The sequence below is a fragment of the Allosalinactinospora lopnorensis genome, assembly GCF_000981225.1.
Classification (GTDB): domain Bacteria; phylum Actinomycetota; class Actinomycetes; order Streptosporangiales; family Streptosporangiaceae; genus Allosalinactinospora; species Allosalinactinospora lopnorensis.
Genome location: NZ_LAJC01000042.1, coordinates 1 through 23,408, shown reverse-complemented (window position 1 = coordinate 23,408; position 23,408 = coordinate 1). Strand labels below are relative to the sequence as shown.

Below are 23,408 nucleotides of genomic sequence, written 5' to 3'. Positions count from 1 at the left end.
CAGAGCGGAGCGGCCGCCGAAGACCCTAGACTTAGGGCCGTGGCAGACCAAGACCCCGCAGAACAGATCAAAGAACTCTCGTCCACGCTGGCGAGCGTGGAGTCCGTGCTGGACCTCGACGCCAAGCACACGGAGATCGCGCAGTTGCGCGAGCAGTCTGCCGACCCTGAGCTCTGGAACGATCAGGAGAACGCGCAGAAGGTCACTCGCAGGCTCTCCCATCTGGAGTCCGTGGTCACCAAGGTCGGGAACATCCGGCAGCGTCTCGACGACCTCAGCGTGCTCTACGAGCTCGCGGAGACGGAGGACGACCCCGACACCCGGGCCGAGGCCGACACCGAACTGCGCTCCCTGCGCAAGGACATCGGTGAGCTGGAGGTTCGAACCCTGCTCAACGGTCCTTACGACGAACGTGAGGCCCTGGTGACGATCAACGCGCAGGCCGGGGGGATCGACGCCGCCGACTGGGCGCAGATGCTGCAGCGCATGTACCTCCGCTGGGCCGAGCGTCACGGATACCCGACGGAGATCTACGACACCTCCTACGCGGAGGAAGCCGGGATCAAGTCCACGACGTTCGCCGTCAAGGCGCAGTTCGCCTACGGCACGCTCCGCGGCGAGCACGGCACGCACCGGTTGGTGCGGATCTCGCCGTTCGACAACCAGAACCGGCGCCAGACCTCGTTCGCCGGCGTCGACGTCGTGCCGGTCGTGGAGCAGAGCGACCACATCGACATCGAGGAGAACGAGCTGCGGATCGACGTCTTCCGTTCCAGCGGTCCGGGCGGCCAGAGCGTCAACACCACGGACTCGGCCGTGCGCATCACCCATCTGCCACCGGCATCGTCGTCTCGTGCCAGAACGAGAAGAGCCAGATCCAGAACCGCGCGAGCGCGATGTCCGTGTTGCAGGCAAGGCTGCTGGAGCGCAAGCGCAGGGAGGAGCAGGCCGAGATCGACGAGCTCCGGGGTGAATCGGTCAGCAGCTGGGGAACCCAGATGCGCAACTACGTGCTGCACCCCTACCAGAGCGTGAAGGACGTACGCACCAATGCTGAGACCGGCAACACGGGTGCGGTGCTGGACGGTGAGATCGATTCCTTTATCGACGCGGAGATCCGATGGCTTCGGAGCGGTGCGAGCGCCGGCTGAGAACCGGCATCGGACTCCACCAAACGGTCGTATGCATGAACGTTATAGTTGGTTGACACTTCCGATATGCTCAGATCTATTGTCTGACGGTCGGCCGTGGACAACCGCGGCTGAGGTGCAGCGTAGGGGTGTTACCCCCATGTCTTCCCTCGGTGGCGGTGCAAGTGAGGAACCTCCTCGATCTGGACATCCGGGGTTGCGTTCCCCTCTACACTGTCGGTTGGCCCCGTGGCCAGTCCTGCCCTGCGCGGAAACATTACGTCCGCCTGGGTGCCCCCAACCCTCGAGAACCTTGTGATGCTCCTGTGATTCACTTTGAAAACGTCACCAAGGTCTACCTGACCCAGAAGCACCCCGCCCTCGAGAACGTTTCCATCGACGTCGAGAAGGGAGAGTTCGTCTTCCTCGTCGGTCCCTCGGGCTCGGGTAAGTCAACGTTCCTCAGGCTGATCCTCAAGGAGGAGAAGCCCAACAAGGGCAAGGTGCACGTCGCGGGTAAGGATCTCGCGCGCTTGTCCAACTGGAAGGTGCCCCACCTGCGGCGCCGTATCGGCTGCGTGTTCCAGGATTTCCGCCTCCTGCCGAACAAGAACGTCTTCGAGAACGTCGCGTTCGCCCTGGAAGTGATCGGGAAGCCCCGGCGATTCATCAAGAAGGTGGTTCCGGAGGTCGTCGAGCTGGTCGGCCTGGAAGGCAAGTCCGATCGCATGCCCGATGAGCTCTCGGGAGGTGAGCAGCAGCGGGTCGCGATCGCCCGGGCCTTCGTGAACCGGCCACAGATCCTGCTGGCCGATGAGCCACCGGGAACATCGATCCCGCCACGTCGATCGGCATCATGAAGGTGCTCGACCGAATCAATCGCACCGGTACGACCGTCGTCATGGCAACGCACGATGCCGCCATCGTCGACTCGATGCGCAAGCGCGTCATCGAGCTCGAGGAGGGTGTGGTCGTCCGGGACCAGACGCGCGGCGTCTACGGCCAGGCCTACTGACCCCTCGGGCCGGCCGTGCGTCCTCGCGCTGCTCGCAACGGCGCGGCGAAGCCCCTAAGGACGGATCCTTAACACATCATGCGCGCACAATTCGTACTTTCTGAAACCTGGATCGGCCTACGCCGAAATCTCACGATGACCGTCGCGGTCATCACCACGGTGGCCATCTCGCTCGCCCTGTTCGGTGGCGGTCTGCTCATCAACCAGCAGGTGACCGAGATGCGCCGCTACTGGGACGAGCGGATCTCGCTCACCATCTACATGTGCACGGACACGTCGCTGTCCCCGACGTGTGAGGAGAGCGGAGCCGCCACCGATGAGGAGCGGACCGAGATCCAGGACGACTTGGAGGGAATGCCCCAGGTCGCGAACGTCGAGTACGTGACCGCGTCCGAGGCCTGGCAGGACTTCCAGGAGCGCTTCTCCAACCACGATGCGCTGGTCGAGGCCGCCCAAGAGGGCGACATTCCGGACAACTTCCGTGTGCAGTTGCAGGATCCGACCCAGTACCAGGAAGTACAGGACGCGGTACAGGGCCGTCCGGGGGTCGACTCGATCTCCGACGACCAGCAGGTGCTCGAGCAGTTCTTCAGCCTGCTCGACGGCCTGAAATGGGCGGCGCTCGTCGTGTCCTTCATCCAGTTGGCCGCTGCGGCGTTACTCATCGGCAACACCATCCGGTTGTCCGCCTACAGCCGGCGCCGGGAGACGGGCATCATGAGGCTGGTCGGCGCGTCCAACTTCTATATCCAGCTGCCTTTCCTGCTGGAAGCCGCCGTCGCGGGCTTGATCGGCGGTATCTTCGCCTCAGGGTTCATCGTCGCGACGAGGTTCTTCCTGCTGGATCGGATCCAGGACTGGTTCCAGTTCGACATCACCCTCGGCATCGGAGCGGTGATGTACGTCATCGGAGTCTCGCTGATTCTGGGCATACTCCTCTGTACCGTTGCGGCGTTCCTGACACTCCGGCGCTACCTCCGGGTCTGACGCGACGGTCACCTGCTCGTTCTTAGCTTCGGCGGTTGAAGGAAGGAAAGCTCCAGTGCCACGGGAGAAAGGGCGTAAATTCATCGCCCAGAACCGGCGGGCCCGGCACGACTACCACATCGACGACACCTACGAGGCGGGCATCGTGCTCACCGGTACCGAGGTGAAGTCGCTGCGGGCCGGGCGCGCCTCTCTCGTGGACGGATTCGCGCACATCAAGCGGGGAGAGGTGTGGTTGGAGAACGTCCATATCCCCGAGTACGCACACGGGACATGGACCAACCACGCCGCCCGGCGGCCGCGTAAGCTACTCCTGCACCGCGAAGAGATCGCCAAGTTGGTGGCAAAGACCCGCGAAACGGGCCGTACGCTGGTGCCGCTGTCGCTGTATTTCAGCGAGGGCAAGGCCAAGGTGGAGCTGGCCTTGGCCCGCGGTAAACGCCAGTACGACAAACGCCAGGACATCGCCGCACGCGAGGCGCAGCGAGATATGGAGCGCGCACTCCGCCGTCGGCGTTGAGCCGAAAGGATCACCAGGGTGCCCCCCCGCCATCTTCGTCGAGCCGTAGTCGTCGGTACCAGTGTCGCCTTAGCGGCCGCCATCGCAGGGTGCACTCCGCACCCCAGTCCGGAGGTCGCGGTCCGCGCGTTCCTGATCGACTGGCAGGCCGGTGAGTACGAGGCCGCGGCACGGCACACGACGGGTGAGGTCGAGGAGGTGGCGGGCGCCCTCGAACAGGTGCACGACCAGCTTGACCTGGCGGCTCTGCGTTTCGAACTCGGCGGCCTCGACCAGCAGGGCGACACCGGCACGGCGGAGTTCCACGCCCAGGCCGACCTCGGCATCGGCGACCCCGTGTGGCAGTACACCGGGTCCATGGGGCTGGAGCAGAACGCCGAGGGGTGGCAGATCACCTGGGCGCCCGACGTCATCCATCCCAAGCTCGAAGAGGGCGAGCGGCTCGCGGTGAACTACGACGTCCCCGACCGGGGGCAGATCTTCGACCGGAACGGGCGCCCGCTCGTCGCGGAGCAGCAGGTCACCGCGTTCGGTGTGGTCCCCGCCGACATGGAGGACACAGAGAAAGGCGTCAACGACCTCGCCGAACTCCTCGACGAGGACCCCGATCCGCTGCTCAACCGGGTCCGCTCGGCCCCTCCGGAGCAGTTCCAGCCCCTCGTCCTGGTGCGCAAGCGGGACGTCGAGGGTGCGGTAACCCGAAAAGCCAAGCGGATCTCCGGTGTCGAGACCAGCCAGATCACCATGTCGCTGTACCCCGAGCAGGCGCAGGCCACCGTCGGCGAGGTGGCCGGCACCGTCGGGCACAACGTCTCCTCCCGTGTCGCGGGCCCGTACCAGGCCGGCGACACGGTCGGGCTGAGCGGCCTGCAGAGCGCCTTCCAACAGCGGCTCGCCGGCACCGCCAACACCGAGGTCGTGACGCTGGACGGCGACGGCGAGCAGACCGATGTGCTGGAGACCTGGCCGGGGGAGCAGAGCGGGTCGCTCAGCGCCACGATCGACGCCGATGCCCAGGAAGCCGCGGAAGGAGTGCTGGAGGCACTACCGGACAGCGGCTACCTGGTCGCCGTGGACGCGCGCAACGGCCACATCCTCGCCGCCGCCGGCCAGCCGGGCAGCACCGACGACGACGGTGCGTTCACCAAGGAGTACCGGCCGGGCGAGGTGTTCACCATCGTCTCGACCGCGGCCGCGCTGGAGTCCGGCGCCGCCGCACCCGACCAGACCGTCCCGTGCGACCAGCAGCGCCAGGTCGGGGATCGCAGGTTCACCAACCCCAACAACACCGCGTTGTGGGGTAGCCCGGACCTGGCCCGCGACTTCGCCTACACCTGCACCACCGCGTTCGCTGGCCTCGGAGAGGAGGTAGGCGCCGACGCCCTGGCGTCGAGCGCCGCCGACTTCGGTGTGGGAGGCGACTGGCGGCTCTCCGTGCCGACCCACAGCGGAGAGTTCACCGTTCCGCGGTCCGAGGAGGATTTGGCGGCCGCGATGGTCGGCGCCGATAACGTCACGGTGAGTCCGCTCACCATGGCCCTGGCGGCCGGCGGGGTCGCCAGCGGTTCCTGGAACCCTCCGCGACTCGCCGTCTCGGACGAGGAGGAGGGCGAGAACGTACCGGCCCGCGAACTGGACACCGGAACCGTGTCAGCGCTGCAGGACATGCTGCGCGACGCCGTGGTGGAGGGCAGCGCATCGGGCGCGAACGTGGGGGACATCCCCGTGCACGGCCAGGTGGCCACGGCCGTGCAGCAGGTCGACGGCGAGGAGACCGCCGTGCAGTGGTTCGTCGGCTATCAGGGGGACGTGGCCGTCGCCGTCGCGATCGAGGTGGACCCCGCACTGCGGTTCAACCAGTACGCCGAGAACACGGTCGGCGAGTTCCTGCTGCGCCTGCCCAGCGGCTATGTGGAGAACATCCCTGAGACGGCCGAGGACGCGGAGGAAGAGGAAGCCGAACAGGGGGCGGACTCCGAGGACCCTGCGACCGACCTCGGCGCACCCCCCGAAGCCTCGGAGTGAGCGAACCGCCGCGATCATCCACGCTGACGCGGCCCCCTTATTTCGGTCGGGCCCCGCGACAGCGGCACCCAGGGTCGGTCGTCGCGGGCTCGGCGGCCTCAGCTGGAAAATCACCCGGAAAAATCCTGCGATGGGCAACCTGTCCGGAGACAGGTCGCGTCTTCCTTAATGACTGGATGCCGTAAAGGGGGTTGCGGGAACCAGTCATGGCGGCAGGATCTCGTCTCGGGGGAGACCCTGCCTTCGAGGCCGGCCCGACCCTGCCGGCCGCCCTCGCGGGCAGCGTCGATCGTTCTGAGTCCGCGCCCGCGAGGGATTCTCGTTGCCCGGGGGCGACCGAGCGCCCCCGGGCACTTTCACGCGGCGGCACCCCACGCGGGAATCAGCTTGGTCCTTTCGCCGTTATCCCGGTAGCGTTGGAACATCGGGGAACACCACGGTGGTTCCCGCACGCGGGCCACAGAGCCCGTTGACAACTACACAGGGGGTGATCGGTTTCGACTTTGGTGATCGTTCCAGGGGAAGCGGGTCGAGGGTTGTGAGTGTGACCTCGTTAATCCTGCATTCGCGCTAAATATCAAGTGCCAACTCTAAGCGCACTGAGTTCGCTCTCGCTGCCTAAGCGATAGCGTCTCTGTCGGCCTGGGCCCGTCCTCGGCCCAGTGTCCGGCATCGGTTAGAGGACTTACCGTTCAGATCAGGCCACGGGGCCTGAACGGGACATCTACGTGGCTGGGCCCGTCAGTGACATGTCTGTGAGAGCGCTGGGGCCGAGCAGAACGACAGCACAGACTGCACCCGGAGAAGCCCTGTTGCGGCACTGAAGGACGCGGGTTCGATTCCCGCCACCTCCACTCGACTCTGAGACGACCCTGCTCGCGCGTTGGCCGCGCTCGCGGGGTCGTCTCTTCGTGTCTTCGGGGGGCGACCCCCGGCCCTCGCTGGAGAAAGCCTCTGACCTGCGAAATATTCGCCGGTCAGGGGCTTTTTCCGTGCGGTGCGGGACCCGGGGCGCACCGGCGCCGCTGAGGGGACGGGGCCCGGCCTCAAGACGCGGCCACCCCGAGGAGCCGGGCGGTCCTCTCGGCGGCGCGGCCGATGTCGGCGCTGCTTCCAAGGCACACGCCGAAGGAGGTCACGAAGGCGTACTCGTAGGCGCGGCACTCGCATCTGACCTCCTCGACCGCGTAGTCGGACTCGGGGTTGCCCGCCCGCAGGAACGGTGCGCGCCCCTCGACGATCCGGGACCGTACCCCGTACCGCTCCAGAGCGGAGGCCAGCGCGGACAGGTGGCGGCGGTCGGCGGAGGGGGAGATCATGGGCGGTTCTTGGCGTGGGCGGGCGTGTTTCGGCTCGGCCATAGCAGCGTTCCTGTGCTCGGGGACGGCTTCCATACGCCATTGTCACTTTGAGTGTTCGTGTGGGCGTGTAGCGTATGCGTGACACGCCGCCCGGCCTCCGCTCACGGCGGTGGCCGCTCGTAGGGACTGGCGATCGGGAAATAGCTCCGCAGGAACGCGTGGATCATCCGGCGCTGCTCGCCCGGGAGCACTTGCTCCGACGCGGACTCGGTGACGCAGAAGGAGTCCTGGTCGCGGGCATGGAGCAGCCGGTTGAGCTCAGGGTGCTGTTCCGGGACCCCCGCGTCCACCCGGGAGCAGCGGAGTTCGCCCGGGACGGAGCGGCCGGTGAGGTAGCCGTAATGGTGGTGCAGCGAAGCCGAGGCGGAGGCGTCCGCGGTCGCCGCGAGTTCGGAGGGAAACCGCTCCTCGATCTCGGCGAGGACCGAGCGGCGTAGCGGGGAGGGCGCATACCGGAAGCCGTGGGTGGTGCGGCGCTGGAACGCGTCCTCGATCAGCGCGCGGTTCCGCTTCGCGGCGGCGACGTCCGCGGGATCGTCCGGCGCGGGTTTGCCGAGCGGAACCGCGACCGGGGAGCGGAAGAACCTCGCCATCCCGTTGGAATGGAAGAAGTGCCCCGGCGCCAGAGGGCGCCCGATGAAGACGTCGGCGCGGAGATGGAGAAAGTGCTCGCTGAGACCGTCGATGGTGTGCAGCCGGGGCCCGGTGCGGAGCGGAGCGAACAGGGGAAGTGTGCCGCCGGCGCCGGCCAGCTCCCGGTGCGGGAGCACGGTGATGCCCGGGTGGGCGGTTTCCAGCCACTCCGGTGCCCCGTTTTCGGTCACGACGAAGATCCGCCTGATCCACGGCGCGAACATCGCGACCGAGCGAACCGAGTAACGGAGCTTCTCGGCGTCGCCGGGCCGGTGGTCACCGGCGGCGTCCGCCGGCCGTTCCCCCGCGGCCGGATCGGAACCGCCGTCCCAGGTGTAGACGGCGTCGACGGGGAAATCGACGTCGGTCAGCAGGCGGCGGGCGAAAGGCTCGTAGCTCGGGTAGTCCCGGTCCGCCACGCGCAGCGACGCCGGCGTCATCGCCTCCGGTGGAATCCGGTCGCCGATGGCGGACGGGCACGGGGCGACGTAGCAGCCGCCGTCCTCGTCCCAGGACCAGAACTCCAGGTCCGCGCCATAGCCGGCGCCGTAGCGCAGCGTCCTTCCCGAGGTGATGACGGGCCGGAACACTCGGACCCCGGAGATACCGGTCATACCGCCGACCATGCCGGCGAGCACCGGCTGGGGGAGCCGGCCGCGCGGGCGCAGCGGCTTGGCGTAGACCGGTTCGTTGTCGTAGGCGGCGGTCAGCGCCGCCAGTGCCGCCGCGCTCCGCTCCTCGGTGACCATGACCCGGTGCCGCGGCCCGTCGTCCCGCACCAGCGCGTACGGCACCCCGAAGTAGTCCAGAGCCCTCACGATCAGGTCCAGGTTGGCGCGGAGGGCGCCGTGGGGCGGCAGGTCGTCGCGGATCCCGGTGAGTTGCCCGCCGGAGCGGATCAGGTGCGGATGGTGGCGGTGGACGCGTTCCTCCTCGGCCGCCATGTCCGGGACCTGGGACGTCGTCTGCTCCCATGGCAGCTCCTGGAACAGCGCACCGCGCCGCGCGGTCGCGGCGGCGTGCCGCGCGGCCCGGTCGGCGCGGGCACGGGCGCGATCGCGCGGCGCGATCGTGAGAAGGTCGGCGTAGAGCGCCTCCCAGCGGGCGGTGATGAGCTCGGGGGAGAAACGGTCCACTCCGTCGAGGGCGGCCGCGCCCCAAGCGAACCGTGTGGCGTCGTCCGCCATGAGTGTGCCGAGCGCGGAGGCGAGCCCGTCCACGTCGCCGGCCGGGACGAGGAGACCGTCGGTGCCGTGCCGGACCACCTCGGCGGGGCCGTTGGCGCAGTCGTAGCAGACAGCGGGAACCCCGGCCGCGAACGCCTCGGTCAGCGCCGGGCCGAAGGCCTCCGTTCCGGAGAGCAGCAGGCAGATGCTGGCCTTGGCCCATTCCTCGGCGACCGTGCAGTCCCCGTCCAGGAACTCGACCCGGTCGTGCAGCTCGCGGGCGTGGACCAGGGCGCGGAGGCGGGGCAGGTCCGGGCCGCTGCCGCGGATGCGGAGGCTCCAGTCGGGGTGAGCGGCGGCGACCTTCGCGAACGCCAGGATCGCGTGATCGGTCTGTTTCTCGGGCACCAGGGGCTGGGCGACCAGGATCCTGCGGGTCCGCAGGCCGGAGCGCGGCCGAAATCCTGAGGGCGCGGCCAGGGGGATGGTCTCCAACCGGGGCGCGGCCGCGCCCAGCGACGCGGCCAACCACGACCGGGTGGGCTCGCTGACCACCACCAGCGCGTCCAGCCACGGCGCGTATGACAGCAGTGCGGCGGTACCGGCTCCGCGCAGCTCGGAGACGCGGTACTCCTGGCCGACCGTGACGGCACCGGCGGGGGCCAACCGGGCGATCAGCGACGTCAGCGCCGGTGTGGTCCCCACCAGCACGTCGGTTCCGATACGCGCCAGCGCGTGACGCAGCTCGATGTCGGTGAGCCGGCTGAACCCGCTCCGCCGGCTCGCCGGAAGCAGCTCACTGGGCTCGCCACTCAGCGTCCGGCAGGTCTCCTCGTCCAGCGTGCAGTCGCGTGTCGGCCGCTGTACCGGGGCGCGGGCGTCCACCAGGTACCGCACCGGTACCCGGGGATCCGGAGCGCCGTCCTGCACGGTCCGGAAGACGGTGATGATCTCGGCCTCGTGGCGCTCGCCGAGGCGGGCGGTCTGGGAGAGCACGGCGGCCTCCGCGCCGTCCACGGCGTCGCCTCCGGTCAGCAGGTAGGTGATCCTCATGGTCAGGCTCCGGGCGGAAGTGCGGTCAGGACGACGATCAGCGTTGCGGCGTCGGCGTAGTACGGGCGCAGCAGGACCGGGGGGCCGTTCTCGGGCCGTACGGTCTGGGCGGGGAGCGCGGTGCGGAGGACGTGCGGGGCGACGTCCGCCCGGCGGACGGGCAGGATCTTCCCGGTTCCGGTGCGGAACCGCAGTTCCCAGTGGAGGTCGGCACCGATGCAGGGCGAGGAGGCCGCCATCGCGGCGAGGGGGAGTTCCACGGTGAACCCGCTCCCGTGGGGCCCGGGGGCGAGCAACGGCCGTATGGGGTGTACCGTCCGGCCGCCGCGCAGCGCCATCTCGGCGACGATCGTGTCCGGTGCGCCCGCGTTGAGCAGTTCGCCGCGCACCTGCGCCCGGTGGGGGCGAAGGACAATGGAGCCCACGTTCGCCGCCGGCCGAGGCGGAGCCGCCGAGATGGCCGCCGCACCCGAGAGCGTGCGGACCACGGCGAAACGCGCTCCGTCGTACGGGCCCGACCGTGCGGAGTCCGTGGGGGCGGCCAGCGCCAGGCGCCGGGTCCGGCCGTCCCCGCTGAGCAGCAGACGGATGCTCCACCGCCCGGCAGCCAGCACCACCTCCGGCAGCCGCTCCGCGGGTTCAGAGGGGTTCTCCGTCTCGCCGGCGCGCAGCCGGACGGTGGCCTCGATCCGGGCGCGACCGTCCGCTGTGAGGGACATTCGGGCCGCGGCTCTCGTTCTCCGGTCCCCTGACGCGAACTCCACCGCTGCGGGGCCGGCCGGCGGTGCTTCGGACAGCACGGCCGCCACGTTCAGAGTGCGGCCGTCCAGGACGGACAGGTGCTCCGGGCGCAGCCGGAGGCGTGTGGCACGCACGAGTACCGTCCCGGTGGCATGCCGCATGAGACGGGCCGGCGGGGCGGTGCGCCAGGGCGTCCACCGGCCCGCACGCGGCCTGCGGAAGTCGGGCACGGTTCAGACCGCCTTGATCGCCGCGTTTTCCAGCCGGGCGCCGGAGCACGGCCGTACGGCGCGGGTAGCGCAGGTGGTGTCATACGAGTCCAGCATTGCGGTGCGCTCCCCTCGGCTGGGCGGGCAGGTGGGCCCGTGAGAGCCGTGGTGCCGGGTGAGCTGCTCCCCGCGTATGCCGCGTCCGTCGAGTGCGGTCGTTGCGGGCTCCCCACTCACCCCGATGTTTACCCTTTGTCAGTGAATTATTACGGAGGGGTATTTGTCCCGGTCGTCGACACGCCGGAGAGGAGCGGCCCGGGTTCAGGAGCGGTGCACCCACGCGCCGTTGTGCAGTACGGCCTCCACCGCGAGATCCCGGCCCAGGAGGGCCAGATCGGCCCGGTTGCCGACCTTGAGGGATCCCACACCGGCGTCAAGGCCGGCGCTGTCCAGGCCGAGGGCGCGCGCGGGCGTCGCCGCCGCGGAGTGGACGGCGGCCTCGATCCCGACCCCCGGCAGGTCGTGTACCGTTCGCCGTACGGCGTCGGGCAGCACAATGGTGCTGCTGGCGATCGTCCCCGTCTCGGCCACCACGGCTCGGCCGCCCTCGACGACGACGCGCAGCTTGCCCAGGGTGTACTCGCCGTCCTCCAGCCCGGTCGCGGACATCGCGTCGGTGATGAGCGCGACGCGGTCGCTCCCGGCGGAAGCGAAGACCAGGGCCGCCGCACCTGGATGGACATGCACACCGTCGTTGATCAACTCGACGGTCACCCGCTCGTCGTTGAGCGCCGCCGCGATCGGTCCCGGGTCGCGGTGGTGCAGTGGACGCATCTGGTTGTACAGGTGCGTCGCCACCGTGGCGCCGGCGTCGAAGGCGGCGCGCGCCTGGTCGTAGTCGGCTTCGGTGTGGCCGATGGCCGCGACGACCCCCGAGTCGACCGCGAGGCGGATCAGCTCCAGCGCGCCGGGCAGCTCCGGGGCGACGGTGACCATCCTCACGTGTCCGCGTCCGGCCTTCAGTATCCGGTCGAACTCGGCCGGGTCCGGCTCGCGCAGCAGCGCCGGATCGTGTGCGCCGCACTTGGACTTCGCGATGTAGGGACCCTCAAGGTAGATTCCGGCGAGTTCCCCGGCGTCGCAGAGTTCGGTGAGCGCCGCGACCTGCTTCAGGGTGTCCGAAGGGGTGGCGGTGACGAGCCCCCCGAGGAGCGTGGTGACCCCTCGGGCCCGGTTGAACTCGACGATACGCATCGCGCGCTCCGGGTCGGCGTCGGTGAAGGCCGCCCCCGCGCCGCCGTGGATGTGCATGTCGACCGCGCCCGGCACCACCCAGCGGCCGCGGGCGTTCACGACCTCCCCGCCCCCGTGCGGGGGAGCCTCCCCCGCGTCGAGGGAGACGATGCGTCCTCGGTCAGCGCGGAGCCAACCCTCGCATACGCCGCCGGGCACGATCATCCGTGCGTTGGTAAGGGTGATCGCGGTCGCGCTCTGGTCCATCCGGGGTCCTCCTGTGCCCGATGCCACATTGCATTCCGTGCCGCGGGACGGAGCGGTGCGCGCGGCCCTGGAAGCCCCGAGGAGCTGGGAGGTTGCGTTGCCGCCCCCGTGCTTCGGCGTCGCTTCGGGGGTCGGTCGCGGCTCCCGGGGCAGCGACAAATCCGCCCATCACGCATTGACGATAACGTTCCCCCCGCTCATCATGGGGAACATGACCGCCGGTGAGCTGCTCGTCCAGCGCCTGCACGTCGATCTGCGACAGCAGGCGAGCGCACTCTGTCGTAGCTAGCACCCGCAGGGCCCGCTCCCTCGGGGAGCGTGAGAGCCCTCGACCGCCGTCACCCCGGAAGTGTCCAGGCACCCCGTTGCCGGTGCGTGCGCGCCGCCGTCCGGATGCCGAGGCTCCGGCCCAGCGGGGAACCCGCTTCCCGGTTCGGCAGACGCCTGTTTCCGACCGGCCGACGAAACCCGGACGACCCGATTGCGCTCAGCGGCCGCGACGGCCGCACTCACCAGGAGATCATCATGAACCGCTTCACCGTGCTCGTTTCCGCCCCCGAGTCCCATTCCGCCGTCCGTTCCGCCGCCCTTCAGGCCGCGGAGTCCATCGCGGAACTCACCGCCGGCAGCACACGCCCCGCTCCCCACGTCATCGACCTCGCCGAACTCGGTCCCGCGCTGCTGGCCGCACAGCCCGGCAGGGATGTCGCCGACGCCCTTGAGCGGGTCGCCGACAGCGACGTCCTGCTTGTCGCCACACCGCAGGCACACGGCAGCTACACGGGGCTGCTCAAGGTGTTCGTGGACCGCCTTCCCGAACTCGGGCTGGGGCACGCGGTGGCGGTGCCGATGGCGGTCGTGGCGGACCTGCGCAACGGCCGCAACACCGAGGACGACCTGAGGGTCCTGCTGTCGGACCTGGGCGCATGGGTGGCCGAGCCCGGGCTGATGCTCTCCGAGGCCGAGCTCGCCGGACCACGCAACGTGATCGAGGCGTGGGCCGACGTCGCCGCCCAGTCGCTGCGCCAGGCACTGGCCGTCAACCCGCCCGCCTCTCAGGCCCGGTAGGGCCCGTCGGGGCCGGCGTCCGGCCGGACGCCGGCGTTGTGCGAGCGCTGCCGCGAGGTGTCGGCCTCGGCCTGGGCGACACTGCCGCGCACCAGGACGACCACGGTCAGGGTGAGCGTGAACCCGAGGATGCGCAGGGCGAGCATCAGCGGGTCGGAGGGGAGCTGTTCGCTGAAGATCACCGTTCCGAGGACCACCATGAAGACGTTGCCCACGACGTTGGAGACCGGCGCGGTGATCGAGGCCCGGGAACGCTGCAGCGAGGTCTGGAACAGCACGATGCCGACCGCCCAGCCCAGCGCGTAGAGGTAGGGGTAGGGCGAGGTCAGGGCCGGGAGGATCGCGTCCGCCAGGCCGCGGTCGGCCAGCAGCCCGCCGAGCCCTTTGCCCTGGAGGCCGGCCACCCCCTGGGACAGGCCCGCGGCGGCGCCCATGGCCGCGGCCGACACGTAGCGCCCGCCCCTCGCGGCCAGCGCCACGGCACCCACGCAGAGCACTACCGTGCCGATGCTTACGAGCAGCAGAAGGGGGACGTCGGCCACGGTCCCGGTCTCCCCGCCGCCGGGCCCCAGCGATAGGCTGAGCAGCAGCAGCGCGATCGGCATCGCCCCCAGTGCGACGCGTTCCCCGCGCGTGATCGGGTCTCCGAGGATCATCGCCGCGAGCAGCAGCGCCATGGCGATACCGCCGGCGAACGCCGGCTGGACGACCGATACCGGGGCCAGACCGAGCGAGATGATCAGGCCGACGCTGCCGAGAGCGGCCAGCGCGCAGCCCGCCACCCAACGCCCGTTGCCGAGCAGCACTCGCGCCAGGTGTAACGGGCGGTGCACACTGATTCCCGGGGCGCGGTGCAGGGCGCGCTGCTCGATGGTCAGCCCGAGGGCGTACGTCGCAGCGGACAGCAGCGCGGCGATCAGGCCCGTCACGTGAAGCCGCCTTTCCGTGCAGCGGATGTTTTGTAGAACCCGTTTCGCGAAACCGGTCCGTCGTGGGGAACGGCATCGCGGCACCGCCAGGTGTGCGCATAACCGCCCCTGTGAACATGAGGTGCCCAGAGCCGTAGCCGCTCCGGGTGGGCTTACCGCAAGCGTAGTTGACCAGGTGTGTATAACGAGTTCTAGTCTGGTGGCGTCGCGATTACGGGAATGAGAGGTCGACGATGGCCATCGGGATCACCGGCGAACACGAGGAGCTGGCGGCAGCAGTGCGCGGCTGGGCCGAACGCGACGTCCGGCCCGCCCGCGCCGCGGCCGAATCCGCCCGGCCCTCGTTCTGGGACGCGCTCGCCGAGCAGGGAGTGCTCGGCCTGCACCTGCCCGAGGAGTACGGCGGACAGGGAGCCGGGCTGCTGGAGTTGGCCGTCGCCCTTGAGGAGCTCGGATACGCCCTCACACCCGGTCCGCACCTGCCGACGGTCCTGGCCAGCGCGGTCATCGACCACTGCGGTAACGACAAGGCCCGGGCAGGGCTGCTGCCGGGGCTCGCCGACGGCACCAGGACCGCCGCGCTCGCCCTCGGCGCGCCCCTGACCGCGGTCGAGGAGGAGGGCGTCTCCGCCGGCAGGACCCGGATGTCGGTCAGCGGTACAGCGCAGCCCGTTCTCGGTGGTGCGCTGGCCGACGTGGTCGTCGTCCCGGTGGTCGGCCCCGGCGGGGAGGGATGGGTCGTGCTGGAGGCCGCGGAGCTGGACGTCGTCCCGCTTCCCAGCCTCGACGTCGACCGCGGTGTCGCACGGGTCGCCGCCGACGGCGCCACCGTCCCCGAGGAAGCCGTCCTCACCGGCCTGACCCGCGAGGACGTCGCCGGGATCGCCGCCGTCCTCCTCGGTGCCGAAGCCGCGGGAATCGCGGCGTGGAGTACCCGTGCCGCCGCGGAGTACGCCGGGGTGCGCGAACAGTTCGGCCGCCCCATCGGCCAGTTCCAGGGGATCAAGCACAAATGCGCCCGCATGGCGATCGCGGTCGAGCAGGCCCGCGCGGTCGTCTGGGACGCCGCGCGCGCCGCCGACCGGCGGCGCGCCCGCGAGAACGGTGCCGAGCGGTTCCGGTTCGCCGCGGCCGTGGCCGGGCTGGTCGCTCCGGACAGCGCACTCCACTGCACCCGCGACTGCGTCCAGGTGCACGGCGGCATCGGGTTCACCTGGGAGCACGACGCGCACCGCTACCTGCGCCGCGCCTCGACCCTGCGCGCCCTCGCCGGGTTCTCCGCCGACTGGGCCGCCACCGCCGCCGACCTCGCGCTGGCCGGACAACGGCGCCCCGTGGAGGTGGAGCTGGACGACGGCGAGGACCGCGGCCTGCGCGAGCGCATCCGTTCCGAGATCGCCGGGATCGCGGCCATCACGGAGAACGGGGAGCGCTTCGCCGCGATGGCCGACGGCGGCTGGGTGATGCCGCACCTGCCGCGTCCCTGGGGCCGTGCCGCCCCGCCCCTGGAGCAGCTCCTCATCCAGCAGGAGTTGCAGCGCCTCGGCGTGCAGGGACCGGGCCTGGCCATCGGAGCGTGGGTCGTGCCGTCCATCGCCGGATACGGGACCCCCGAGCAGCAAGAGCGGTTCCTGCGCCCCACACTGCGCGGCGCCCTGGTGTGGTGCCAACTGTTCAGCGAACCGGGAGCCGGCTCCGACCTGGCTTCGCTGTCCATGCGCGCCGAACGGGTCCAGGGCGGCCACCGGCTCACCGGCCAGAAGATATGGACCTCGCTCGCGCACGTCGCCCAGTGGGGCATCTGCCTGGCCCGCACCGACCCGGCCGCGGTGGGCAAGCACGACGGCATCACCTACTTCGTCGTGGACATGTCCTCCCCCGGCATCGAGGTGCGCCCGCTGCGGGAACTCACCGGCGAGACCATGTTCAACGAGGTGTTCTTCGACGACGTCTTCGTTCCCGACGACTGCGTCATAGGCGAGCCCGGGCAGGGGTGGCGGGTCGCCCGCGACACCCTGAGCAACGAGCGTGTGGCGCTCTCCAGCGGGAGCGGGATAGGCGCGGGCGTCCCGGAGCTGCTCGCCTTCTTCGGGGAGTCGAGCGAACGCGCCGCCGACCCCGGCGTGCGGACCGAGATCGGTCGGCTCGTCGCCCAAGGACAGGCGATCGAGCTGCTCGGGCTGCGGGTGGCGCTGAAACAGCTCTTCGGCGCCGAGCCCGGCGCCGAGGCGAGCGTGCGCAAACTGCTCGGCGTTGAGTTCAACCAGAGGGTGGCCGACTATATCTGGGAACGCCAGGGCGGCGCCGCCGTGTACGAGGACACCAAGGCCGCCAGCGGAGCCTGGGCGCGGCTTATGCTGTTCAGCCGGTCCATGACGATCTACGGAGGCACGACCGAGGTGCAGCTGAACATCATCGCTGAACGCCTGCTCGGACTGCCGCGCGACCCGGAGGCGCAGACCCGACCGTGACAAGTGAGAATCCCAACGAACGGCGATGGCGGCTGCCCCGGTGGCTGCGGCTTCCCCGGCGGGGCGGAACGGCGGCCCCGGACGAGGGACGGGACGCGGACGGGGAGTCGCAGGCGCGGAGGAAGCCCCGGTTCCAACCCACGCCGCTCGGCCTGTTCGGCGTCATGCTGGCGGCCATGTTCGTCACCCTGCTGCTGATCCAGACGTTCACCGGAACCTTCCGGGCCGGTGACGACCCCGCCCCCGAGGAGCGGGAGCGCTCACCGGATCCCGTCGCGACACCTCCGGAGGGAACCGCCCGGATCATGGTGGCGGGCGACTCCATCGTCCAGGGCAGCAGCGGCGACTATACGTGGCGCTACCGGCTGTGGAAGCACCTGGACGAGCGATCGGGCGCCGACGTCGTCTTCGTCGGCCCCTACGACGACATGCTCGACGTCAACACCAGTGCCGGGGGGAACCACGACTACGCCGACCCCGATTTCGACCGGGAGCACGCCGGCCGGTGGGGCGCCTCCACCGGGGACGTCACGGAGAGGATCGGGGAGCAGGTCGCCGAGTTCGAACCGCACTACCTGCTGCTGATGGCCGGGATCAACGACCTGGCCGCGGGCCGGTCGGCGCAGGAGTCCCTGGACAACCTGGTCGAGGCCGTCGTCACGGCGAGGGTCGCGCACGGCGGACTGCAGATCGTCCTCGGCGAGATCACCCCGGTGTGGGGGACCGGCCGCGACGAGGAGCTGAACGAGCAGGTCGCCGAGTTCAACCGGGGCCTGCCGGCCCTGGGCGAGCAGCTCAGCGGCGACGGCTCTCCGGTCGTCGTGGCCCACTCCGCCGAGGACTACGCCCCGGCCGAGGACAACTGGGACACCACGCATCCCAACCCGCGCGGAGAGCAGAAGATCGCCGCCGCGTTCGCCGACGCGCTCTCCGAACGCCTCAGCCTGGGCGACCTCTACCCGCGCCCACTGCCGGACGTGGAGGTCGGACCGAGGGGACGCACCGGGATCAGCGCCGAGGACGACAACGGCGAGGTCGTGCTGACCTGGGACCCGGTCCCCGGAGCCACCCGCTATCAGGTACTGCAGAAGCGGGTGCGCCCCCTACCGGACGAGCTCGTTCCGCTGCCCGCCGACATCGACGGGACACAGGAGGAGGCCGGCATCGACAACCTCCTCAGCGGCGCCACCTACGAATTCGTCATCCAACCGTACAAGGGGGACGACGGCGGCCTCCGTTCGGAACCGGTCGAGATCACCGTCGACGACGAACCGCCCGACGCGCCGGAATCGGTGCGCATCGAGGACGGCGGCCAGACGCTGGCATGGTCCGAGGTGGACGAGGCCGGCCACTACGAGATCTGGCGTCGTCCGCTGGACTGCGAGGCCCACGGGAACGGCGACCCCGAATGCGAACCGCAGGACGACCTCGGCCCGGACGGCGGCGAGGGCTGGGCGAGCAGCGGAATCGTCGAGGACGACACCGAATGGGCGATCACCGCGGACGGCGGCGGGGGCTACGAGCTCGTCGTCCGCTCGCACCGCGACTTCGTGGAGGGCGAGTACTCCGATCCAGTGGTGCTCGAAGCCGGGGAATAGTACGGTGCATCCACCCGCGCCTGGCGCATATGCGAGAAGGCATGCACTGACCAGGGCGCTTTATTTCAGCGTTATTCACTGGCTGCCAGGTTGGGACCTATGCCTACGCTACGTAGACGACTCCTTGAATTTCTCCCGAAACTCAACGTACACGTAAAGGACCTCGAATCCGGAGCCGCCCTGCTGTCACGCCGGGGCGGTTACCGGGTGACCCCCATGGGATCGAGGTCCTGGCTGGTCAGCCGAGGCAAGAACAAGTTCGCCGACCACGTCGCCTCGATGGTCACCGGTGCGGCCGCCTCCGCGCGGTGGAGGCCGGTGTCCTTCGGCCCCGGCGCCCGGTTGTTCGTGGACGCCAACCAGGACGCCGAGGACGAGTGGGTGATGCAGAAGGCCGCCCACAACTACCTGGCGGCCCGGAACGTGGCCTCCCTGCTCGACCACTACCAGGTCAACTGTGTTTTCGACGTCGGGGCGAACATCGGCCAGTACGGCAGGCAGTTGCGCAAGTACGGCTACAAGGGGCGGATCGTCTCCTTCGAGCCGGTGGCCGCCACCGCGGAGAAGCTGCGGCGCGTGGCCGAGGACGACCCCGAATGGCGGGTGTACCCCTACGCCCTGGGCAGGGAGGAGCGCGTGGACACCATGAACGTCGTGTACGGCTCCATGAGCTCCCTGCTCGACCCGACCACGTTCGGCAACGAGCGCTACAAGCGGTTCCGGAACACCCGGCCCGAGGAGATCCACGTGCGCCGGCTCGACAGCCTGGCGGACGAGGCGCTCAAGGGGATCGACGATCCCCGCCCCTACCTGAAACTCGACACCCAGGGATACGACCTGGAAGCCTTCGCCGGTGCCGGTGAGTGGACCGGCGAGTTCGTCGGCCTGCAGTCCGAGGTCGCGCTGATGCGGATCTACGAGGGGATGCCGCGGATGGGCGAGGCCATCGAGACCTACGAGGCCGAAGGCTTCGAGATCACCGGCATGTTCCCGGTGACGCGTGAGGAGACCACCGGCCGCGTGCTGGAGTTCGACTGCGTGATGGTGCGCGCGGACATGCTGCCACCATCCACATCACAGTGACCTTGACAGAAGCGTTCCTTCGCCGCGCGGCGAAGGAACGCTTCTGTCAAGATCGGCGGGTTCTGTCGTCCGGCTAGAGGTGGCCGTCCCTGGCAGCCTTGAGGAAGGCCGACCACTCCGCGGACGAGACGAAGAGCGCGGCGCCGTCCGGGGCCTTGGAATCCCGCAGCCCATGGCTAGCGGCGCGGTGATCGGAGACCTCGACGCAGTCGGCGCTCCCGCCGCTGTAGCTGCTGGTGCGCCACAGGTCGGCTACTTCAACGCAGTTGGCGCTCCCGCCGCTGTAGGAAGATTTCCGCCAGACTGCAGCGGCCAGCTGAAAGAGTTCATTTCTGGAGATCATCGGCTGATCAGCCTCCTAACTCGGTCAACTTCCGCTGCAGCAGCTCGCGGGTTGGCTCTGTGTCCAACGCCGCGGCCCGTAGCCGGTTGAAGATCGCCTCATACCGGTCAAGATCAGTAGTTTCGTCAAGGAAAATACTATTCCCCGCACCTTCCAAGAAGACGGTCGAGAGTGCATCGTCCGGTAGGTGCAGGATCACGAAGCTGGCGACCTCCAGTGCGGCGTGGGCGCCCGCGTCGAAGGGCAGCACCTGGAGAGTGATGCGCGGATCGTGGGAGATGCTGCGCAGGTGGTCTATTTGAGCCCGCATGATCTCCGCTCCACCCGTGTGCTGAGTGACAGCGGTTTCACCGATGATCACCCAGATCCGGCGGTCAGAGTTCCGCCACCACTTCTCTTGGCGTTCGCAGCGGACCTTGACGAGATCCTCCACGACATTCGCGGGCTCGCCGAGCCGGATGGCTTTGGTCACCGCACGGGAGTAGTCCTCGGTCTGCAGTAGCCCCGGAACAAGGGTGCTCTCGTATGTCGCGATGCTGCTTGCCGCCTCTTCCAGGCTGATGAAAGTGCCGTAGTACTCCCTCAGTTCGTAGCCCTGCCACCAGTTGGCCTTCCTGGCATGGCTCCGCAGTGCGATGAGCTTGTTGAACGTCTCCTGGTCCGCTTCGTAGTGCTCCAGAAGGCGCTCCAGTGCCAACAGTCCAGGAACGCTGCTGTTCGCGCCCGTACTTTCCCAGCGTGCGAGGGACGATGGGGCCACCCGGACAGCCTTTGCCACTGCGTTGAAGCCACGATCTCCTCTGAGCGAGCGGAGTCGCTTCGCCAGTTCCCAGCGCGCCACCGTCAGTCGTTCGCTCATTTCCAGCGTCACCTCGCCGTGGTCGATACAGACGGCTCGTCACTATACGAGAGTTCTCAAATGGGAGCTTGCATATTAGCGCTAGCGTGGCGCATACTACAACTGTGCCCTCCCGGCCCCACCCTGTTAGGGATTTCCCGAAACTGGTCCGGTTGCGCGCACAAAAACGGCCCCTGGTGGGTGCTGGTACCACCCGCCAGGGGCCTCATTCCACTCGTCCTGAACAACCCAGGAGAGCAGAACTGTGACCCAACTTATCCCGCGTCCGACGCTGGCGTCGCCCGGGCCCGCATGGGGGCCGCCGGCCGAGCACCTGGCACTGCCCGGCACGCCCGACGCCCCTTCGGAGCTGCGCGTCTGGGCGGTGCGGCGCCTCCTCGCTTGCCGACGCCCCTATGCCGCCTGCCCGACCTGGCGGCATCACTGAAGCTGACCGCCAGCGAACTCGCCTCGAACGCCATTGCGCACTCCGCCTCTGGGGAGGAGGGGGCGTTCTTCGTCGCCGTGCTCCACTTCCCGCACCACGGTGTCGGCCTGCGGGTCTGCGACATGGGTCCGCGCGGGGACCGGACCAGCGCGCCGCAGGAGCCCCCGGCCGCCCTGGACGCCCTCGACCTTCTCGGCGCCGAGCACGGGCGCGGCCTGGCGCTGGTCGCCCTGCAGTCCTGCCGCTATGGCTGGACTGCGCCCCCGGAGGACAGGCTGACCTCGGTCTGGGCCGAGCTGCCCGCCGCTCTAAGGGGGAATGCGGCATGAGCGGGGCACCCGCGCCCGGTTGCGCGTCCTATGTGCGGGCGGTGTTCGGCGCCTCCCGTGGCCCCGGGTTCCACCGCCCGCGATCGACTCCGCGTCCCCGGCCGTTCGCCGCCGTGCTGCCCGCCAGCGCGCCCCCGATACCGCAAGCGCTGGCGAAGCCCTACAGGCGGCCCAGGCGCCGCGCGTGGCGTGGGCGGGCCGGATAGAACGAGCCTGGCGGGGCCGTGGACGGCGGCCCCGCCGCTCGGGTACCGGCGCTCATCGGGGCGCTGCGTCGGCCTCCGGTTCCGGGACGTCCGTCTCCAGCACTTCGTTGACGACGGGCAGGTCGGCCTGGCGGGCGACGTGCTCCAGCAGGCGGAGCTTCTCCTGGTCCCTCTGCAGGGTCTCCCGCAGGATCTCCGGCATCACGGGGATTCCCGTGATGGAGGGCGCGTCCCTCACTCCGCCGGGAATGGTGATGAAGGCGCCGACCAGGTTCTCCTCCAGCGAGGATCCCGGAGGCCCGGAGTACAGCGTGAGCTGGGAGGCGTGCGACCAGGGCGCCGGGCGCAGGGCTCCGTGCTGCCGGCCGTAGAGGAGACCGCCCTCGAAGAGGTAGACGATCATGTTCTCCGTCCGCTTCCTGAGGAAGCGGAAGACCGAGAGGACCACGAGGACGACGCACGCCGCCAGCGCGATCCAGAAGAAGGCGCGTATCCCGACAAGGGTGGAAGCGGTCGGGTGGCTGATGATGAGGGCGTCGTTGGTCGCCCGGTGCACCGGGACGATCATCAGCAGGGTGGCGATGGCCCCCACGGTGTAGAGCAGCGCTCTCCTGCCGTCCTGCTGGCGCGCGCGGATATCCCAGTTCGCAAGCGGTTGCCCCATTTCCCGCGAGGCGGCGAGGGAGGCGTCCCTCTCGTCGAGCTTAGGGGCCGGGGGGCGGCGGGGCGCGCTGTCGGGCCCGGATCGGGGATTATTGGTGCTCATGATTCCTGTCTCGCTTCCTCCGTTGCCGATGCCGGTGCGGCCGTCCGGTGATGGTGTGCTTCGTTGTAACTACTGCACGGATCCGGCGGCGATACTGTTCGGTCTCCGGTGGAAACCGCCACTCGCCTGAGGCGGTGGGAGTGCGCGGCCACGGGGAATCGGCGGCGTCGCGGCCTGGGCGCCCGGCGTGTGGAACGTGCGGCCGGTGTACCGGGGCCCGCGACGGCTCCGCTAGATTCGCGTGCTCAAGGGGTGGTCGCCGGGGTGGCGGTCATCAGCGGCGGGTAGACGATCGCTGGGGGACTGTCGGATGTTCGGCTGGGCTCGGTCACGAGTTGTGCTTGGCCGGCTGGCGCCCTGGCTTGCCGGCGGCGCAGCGGGGGTCCTCGCGCTGGGGCCGGGACTCGGGCCGGGGCTGGTACTCCGCTACGACATGGTGTTCGTGCCCGATCCGCCGCTATCGGCGGTGACGCTCGGCGCGGGCACCGGTTTCCCGAGGGCGGTGCCCAGCGACGCCGTGGTGGGCGCGCTGGCGCTGCTCCTCCCGGCCGGCGCCGTGCAGGCCCTGCTGCTGCTCGCGGTCTTCGTGCTCGGGACGGCCGGAGCGGCCCGGCTGCTGCCGGGACTCCACCCTGTGCCGGGCACGGTCGCCGGGCTCTGCTACGTCTGGAACCCCTTCGTCGCCGAGCGGCTGCTGCTGGGCCAATGGGCAGTGCTGCTCGGCTACGCGGGGCTGCCGTGGGTGCTGGCCGCGGCCGTCCGGCTGCGCCGCGTGCGCGACCTGCCGCGGGTGATCGTGGCGCTGGTCCCCGCTGCGGTCGGCGGGTTCTCCTCGATGGTGCTGTCGGCTCTGGTGGCGGCGCCCGCAACGCTGCTGCACGCGGAGTCCGGCCCGCGGCTGCGGCGGGCGGTGTACTCCGCGGCGCTGCTCGCCATGGGGCTGGCCGCGCTGAGCCTGCCGTGGCTGGTCCCGGCGCTCGCCAGCCGGG

Annotated in this window: 17 protein-coding genes, 1 other RNA gene and 2 pseudogenes; 12 read left to right on the top strand and 8 right to left on the bottom strand. The window is 69.7% G+C overall.

The window, feature by feature from the left end; genetic code table 11:
- Window positions 1-39: 39 nt before the first annotated feature.
- The 6 genes and pseudogenes from prfB to ssrA all read left to right on the top strand — a co-directional run bounded on the left by prfB (window position 40) and on the right by ssrA (window position 6,534).
- A protein-coding gene (gene prfB / locus VS93_RS16005) for a peptide chain release factor 2 (RefSeq protein ID WP_156184874.1) occupies window positions 40-1,151 on the top strand; the annotation gives its coding sequence in 2 pieces (ribosomal slippage) (window positions 40-838 and window positions 838-1,151; 1,113 coding nt in all).
- Between the two features lie 305 nt (window positions 1,152-1,456).
- A pseudogene (ftsE, locus tag VS93_RS16000) lies at window positions 1,457-2,145 on the top strand (cell division ATP-binding protein FtsE).
- 78 nt (window positions 2,146-2,223) lie between these two features.
- The gene (gene ftsX, locus VS93_RS15995) at window positions 2,224-3,132 is read left to right on the top strand and encodes a permease-like cell division protein FtsX (protein WP_173434315.1); all 909 of its coding nucleotides are present in this window, start codon (window positions 2,224-2,226) and stop codon (window positions 3,130-3,132) included.
- Window positions 3,133-3,187: 55 nt separating this feature from the next.
- Window positions 3,188-3,652, top strand: coding sequence for an SsrA-binding protein SmpB (gene smpB, locus VS93_RS15990; protein WP_046470724.1), 465 nt, complete (start codon window positions 3,188-3,190; stop codon window positions 3,650-3,652).
- 18 nt (window positions 3,653-3,670) lie between these two features.
- Window positions 3,671-5,677, top strand: a complete 2,007-nt coding sequence (locus VS93_RS15985; RefSeq protein WP_046470723.1) for a penicillin-binding transpeptidase domain-containing protein — start codon at window positions 3,671-3,673, stop codon at window positions 5,675-5,677.
- A gap of 483 nt (window positions 5,678-6,160) precedes the next feature.
- Window positions 6,161-6,534, top strand: a transfer-messenger RNA (tmRNA) gene (gene ssrA / locus VS93_RS28245).
- 189 nt (window positions 6,535-6,723) lie between these two features.
- Here ssrA and VS93_RS15980 read toward each other — a convergent pair.
- From VS93_RS15980 to nagA, 4 genes are all read right to left on the bottom strand, one after another.
- Window positions 6,724-7,038, bottom strand: a complete 315-nt coding sequence (locus tag VS93_RS15980; RefSeq protein WP_046470722.1) for a hypothetical protein — start codon at window positions 7,036-7,038, stop codon at window positions 6,724-6,726.
- Between the two features lie 101 nt (window positions 7,039-7,139).
- A complete protein-coding gene (locus VS93_RS15975; protein WP_046470721.1) occupies window positions 7,140-9,890 on the bottom strand; it encodes a glycosyltransferase in 2,751 nt (916 codons plus the stop codon).
- 2 nt (window positions 9,891-9,892) lie between these two features.
- Complete coding sequence (locus VS93_RS15970) at window positions 9,893-10,765, bottom strand: hypothetical protein (RefSeq protein WP_156184873.1); 873 nt, start codon at window positions 10,763-10,765, stop codon at window positions 9,893-9,895.
- Between the two features lie 396 nt (window positions 10,766-11,161).
- Window positions 11,162-12,340 carry an N-acetylglucosamine-6-phosphate deacetylase gene (gene nagA / locus VS93_RS15965; protein ID WP_046470719.1) on the bottom strand — a complete coding sequence of 393 codons (1,179 nt, stop codon included), beginning with the start codon at window positions 12,338-12,340 and terminating at the stop codon, window positions 11,162-11,164.
- Window positions 12,341-12,865: 525 nt separating this feature from the next.
- Here nagA and VS93_RS15955 point away from each other — a divergent pair.
- The gene (locus VS93_RS15955) at window positions 12,866-13,408 is read left to right on the top strand and encodes an NADPH-dependent FMN reductase (RefSeq protein ID WP_046470745.1); all 543 of its coding nucleotides are present in this window, start codon (window positions 12,866-12,868) and stop codon (window positions 13,406-13,408) included.
- Here VS93_RS15955 and VS93_RS15950 read toward each other — a convergent pair.
- Entirely contained in the window at window positions 13,396-14,337 is a 942-nt protein-coding gene (locus VS93_RS15950; protein ID WP_046470718.1) for a hypothetical protein, read from the bottom strand. The genes VS93_RS15955 and VS93_RS15950 overlap by 13 nt on opposite strands.
- Before the next feature lie 233 nt (window positions 14,338-14,570).
- On the opposite strand from VS93_RS15950, the gene VS93_RS15945 reads away from it, so the two are divergent.
- The 3 genes from VS93_RS15945 to VS93_RS15935 all read left to right on the top strand — a co-directional run bounded on the left by VS93_RS15945 (window position 14,571) and on the right by VS93_RS15935 (window position 19,489).
- Window positions 14,571-16,808, top strand: coding sequence for an acyl-CoA dehydrogenase (locus tag VS93_RS15945; RefSeq protein WP_046470717.1), 2,238 nt, complete (start codon window positions 14,571-14,573; stop codon window positions 16,806-16,808).
- Window positions 16,805-18,406 carry an SGNH/GDSL hydrolase family protein gene (locus tag VS93_RS15940; protein WP_236700578.1) on the top strand — a complete coding sequence of 534 codons (1,602 nt, stop codon included), beginning with the start codon at window positions 16,805-16,807 and terminating at the stop codon, window positions 18,404-18,406. The genes VS93_RS15945 and VS93_RS15940 overlap by 4 nt, the downstream gene beginning before the upstream one ends.
- Window positions 18,407-18,505: 99 nt before the next feature.
- Window positions 18,506-19,489 (top strand): FkbM family methyltransferase, encoded by a 984-nt coding sequence (locus VS93_RS15935; RefSeq protein ID WP_046470716.1) that lies wholly within the window; start codon window positions 18,506-18,508, stop codon window positions 19,487-19,489.
- Between the two features lie 73 nt (window positions 19,490-19,562).
- On the opposite strand, the gene VS93_RS15930 is transcribed toward VS93_RS15935, so the two are convergent.
- Window positions 19,563-19,832 carry a DUF397 domain-containing protein gene (locus VS93_RS15930; protein ID WP_046470715.1) on the bottom strand — a complete coding sequence of 90 codons (270 nt, stop codon included), beginning with the start codon at window positions 19,830-19,832 and terminating at the stop codon, window positions 19,563-19,565.
- Window positions 19,833-19,839: 7 nt separating this feature from the next.
- Window positions 19,840-20,691, bottom strand: a complete 852-nt coding sequence (locus VS93_RS15925) for a helix-turn-helix domain-containing protein (RefSeq protein ID WP_046470743.1) — start codon at window positions 20,689-20,691, stop codon at window positions 19,840-19,842.
- A 381-nt stretch (window positions 20,692-21,072) separates the two neighbouring features.
- Here VS93_RS15925 and VS93_RS29785 point away from each other — a divergent pair, with 381 nt between their 5' ends.
- A complete protein-coding gene (locus tag VS93_RS29785) occupies window positions 21,073-21,447 on the top strand; it encodes an ATP-binding protein (RefSeq protein WP_046470714.1) in 375 nt (124 codons plus the stop codon).
- Window positions 21,448-21,705: 258 nt separating this feature from the next.
- Here the strand turns inward: VS93_RS29785 and VS93_RS15915 are convergent, their stop codons facing one another.
- A complete protein-coding gene (locus tag VS93_RS15915; RefSeq protein WP_156184871.1) occupies window positions 21,706-22,419 on the bottom strand; it encodes a hypothetical protein in 714 nt (237 codons plus the stop codon).
- Between the two features lie 310 nt (window positions 22,420-22,729).
- On the opposite strand from VS93_RS15915, the pseudogene VS93_RS29250 reads away from it, so the two are divergent.
- Window positions 22,730-23,408, top strand: a pseudogene (locus VS93_RS29250) (hypothetical protein); the annotation flags it as partial.

Excerpts from the sequence above, each read along its gene's own strand:
- ftsX (WP_173434315.1), top strand. The coding sequence starts at position 2,224 with ATGCGCGCACAATTCGTACTTTCTGAAACCTGGATCGGCCTACGCCGA.
- VS93_RS15980 (WP_046470722.1), bottom strand. The coding sequence starts at position 7,038 with ATGGCCGAGCCGAAACACGCCCGCCCACGCCAAGAACCGCCCATGATC.
- VS93_RS15975 (WP_046470721.1), bottom strand. The coding sequence starts at position 9,890 with ATGAGGATCACCTACCTGCTGACCGGAGGCGACGCCGTGGACGGCGCG.
- nagA (WP_046470719.1), bottom strand. The coding sequence starts at position 12,340 with ATGGACCAGAGCGCGACCGCGATCACCCTTACCAACGCACGGATGATC.
- VS93_RS15955 (WP_046470745.1), top strand. The coding sequence starts at position 12,866 with ATGAACCGCTTCACCGTGCTCGTTTCCGCCCCCGAGTCCCATTCCGCC.
- VS93_RS15945 (WP_046470717.1), top strand. The coding sequence starts at position 14,571 with ATGGCCATCGGGATCACCGGCGAACACGAGGAGCTGGCGGCAGCAGTG.
- VS93_RS15935 (WP_046470716.1), top strand. The coding sequence starts at position 18,506 with ATGCCTACGCTACGTAGACGACTCCTTGAATTTCTCCCGAAACTCAAC.
- VS93_RS15930 (WP_046470715.1), bottom strand. The coding sequence starts at position 19,832 with ATGATCTCCAGAAATGAACTCTTTCAGCTGGCCGCTGCAGTCTGGCGG.
- VS93_RS15925 (WP_046470743.1), bottom strand. The coding sequence starts at position 20,691 with ATGAGCGAACGACTGACGGTGGCGCGCTGGGAACTGGCGAAGCGACTC.
- VS93_RS15915 (WP_156184871.1), bottom strand. The coding sequence starts at position 22,419 with ATGAGCACCAATAATCCCCGATCCGGGCCCGACAGCGCGCCCCGCCGC.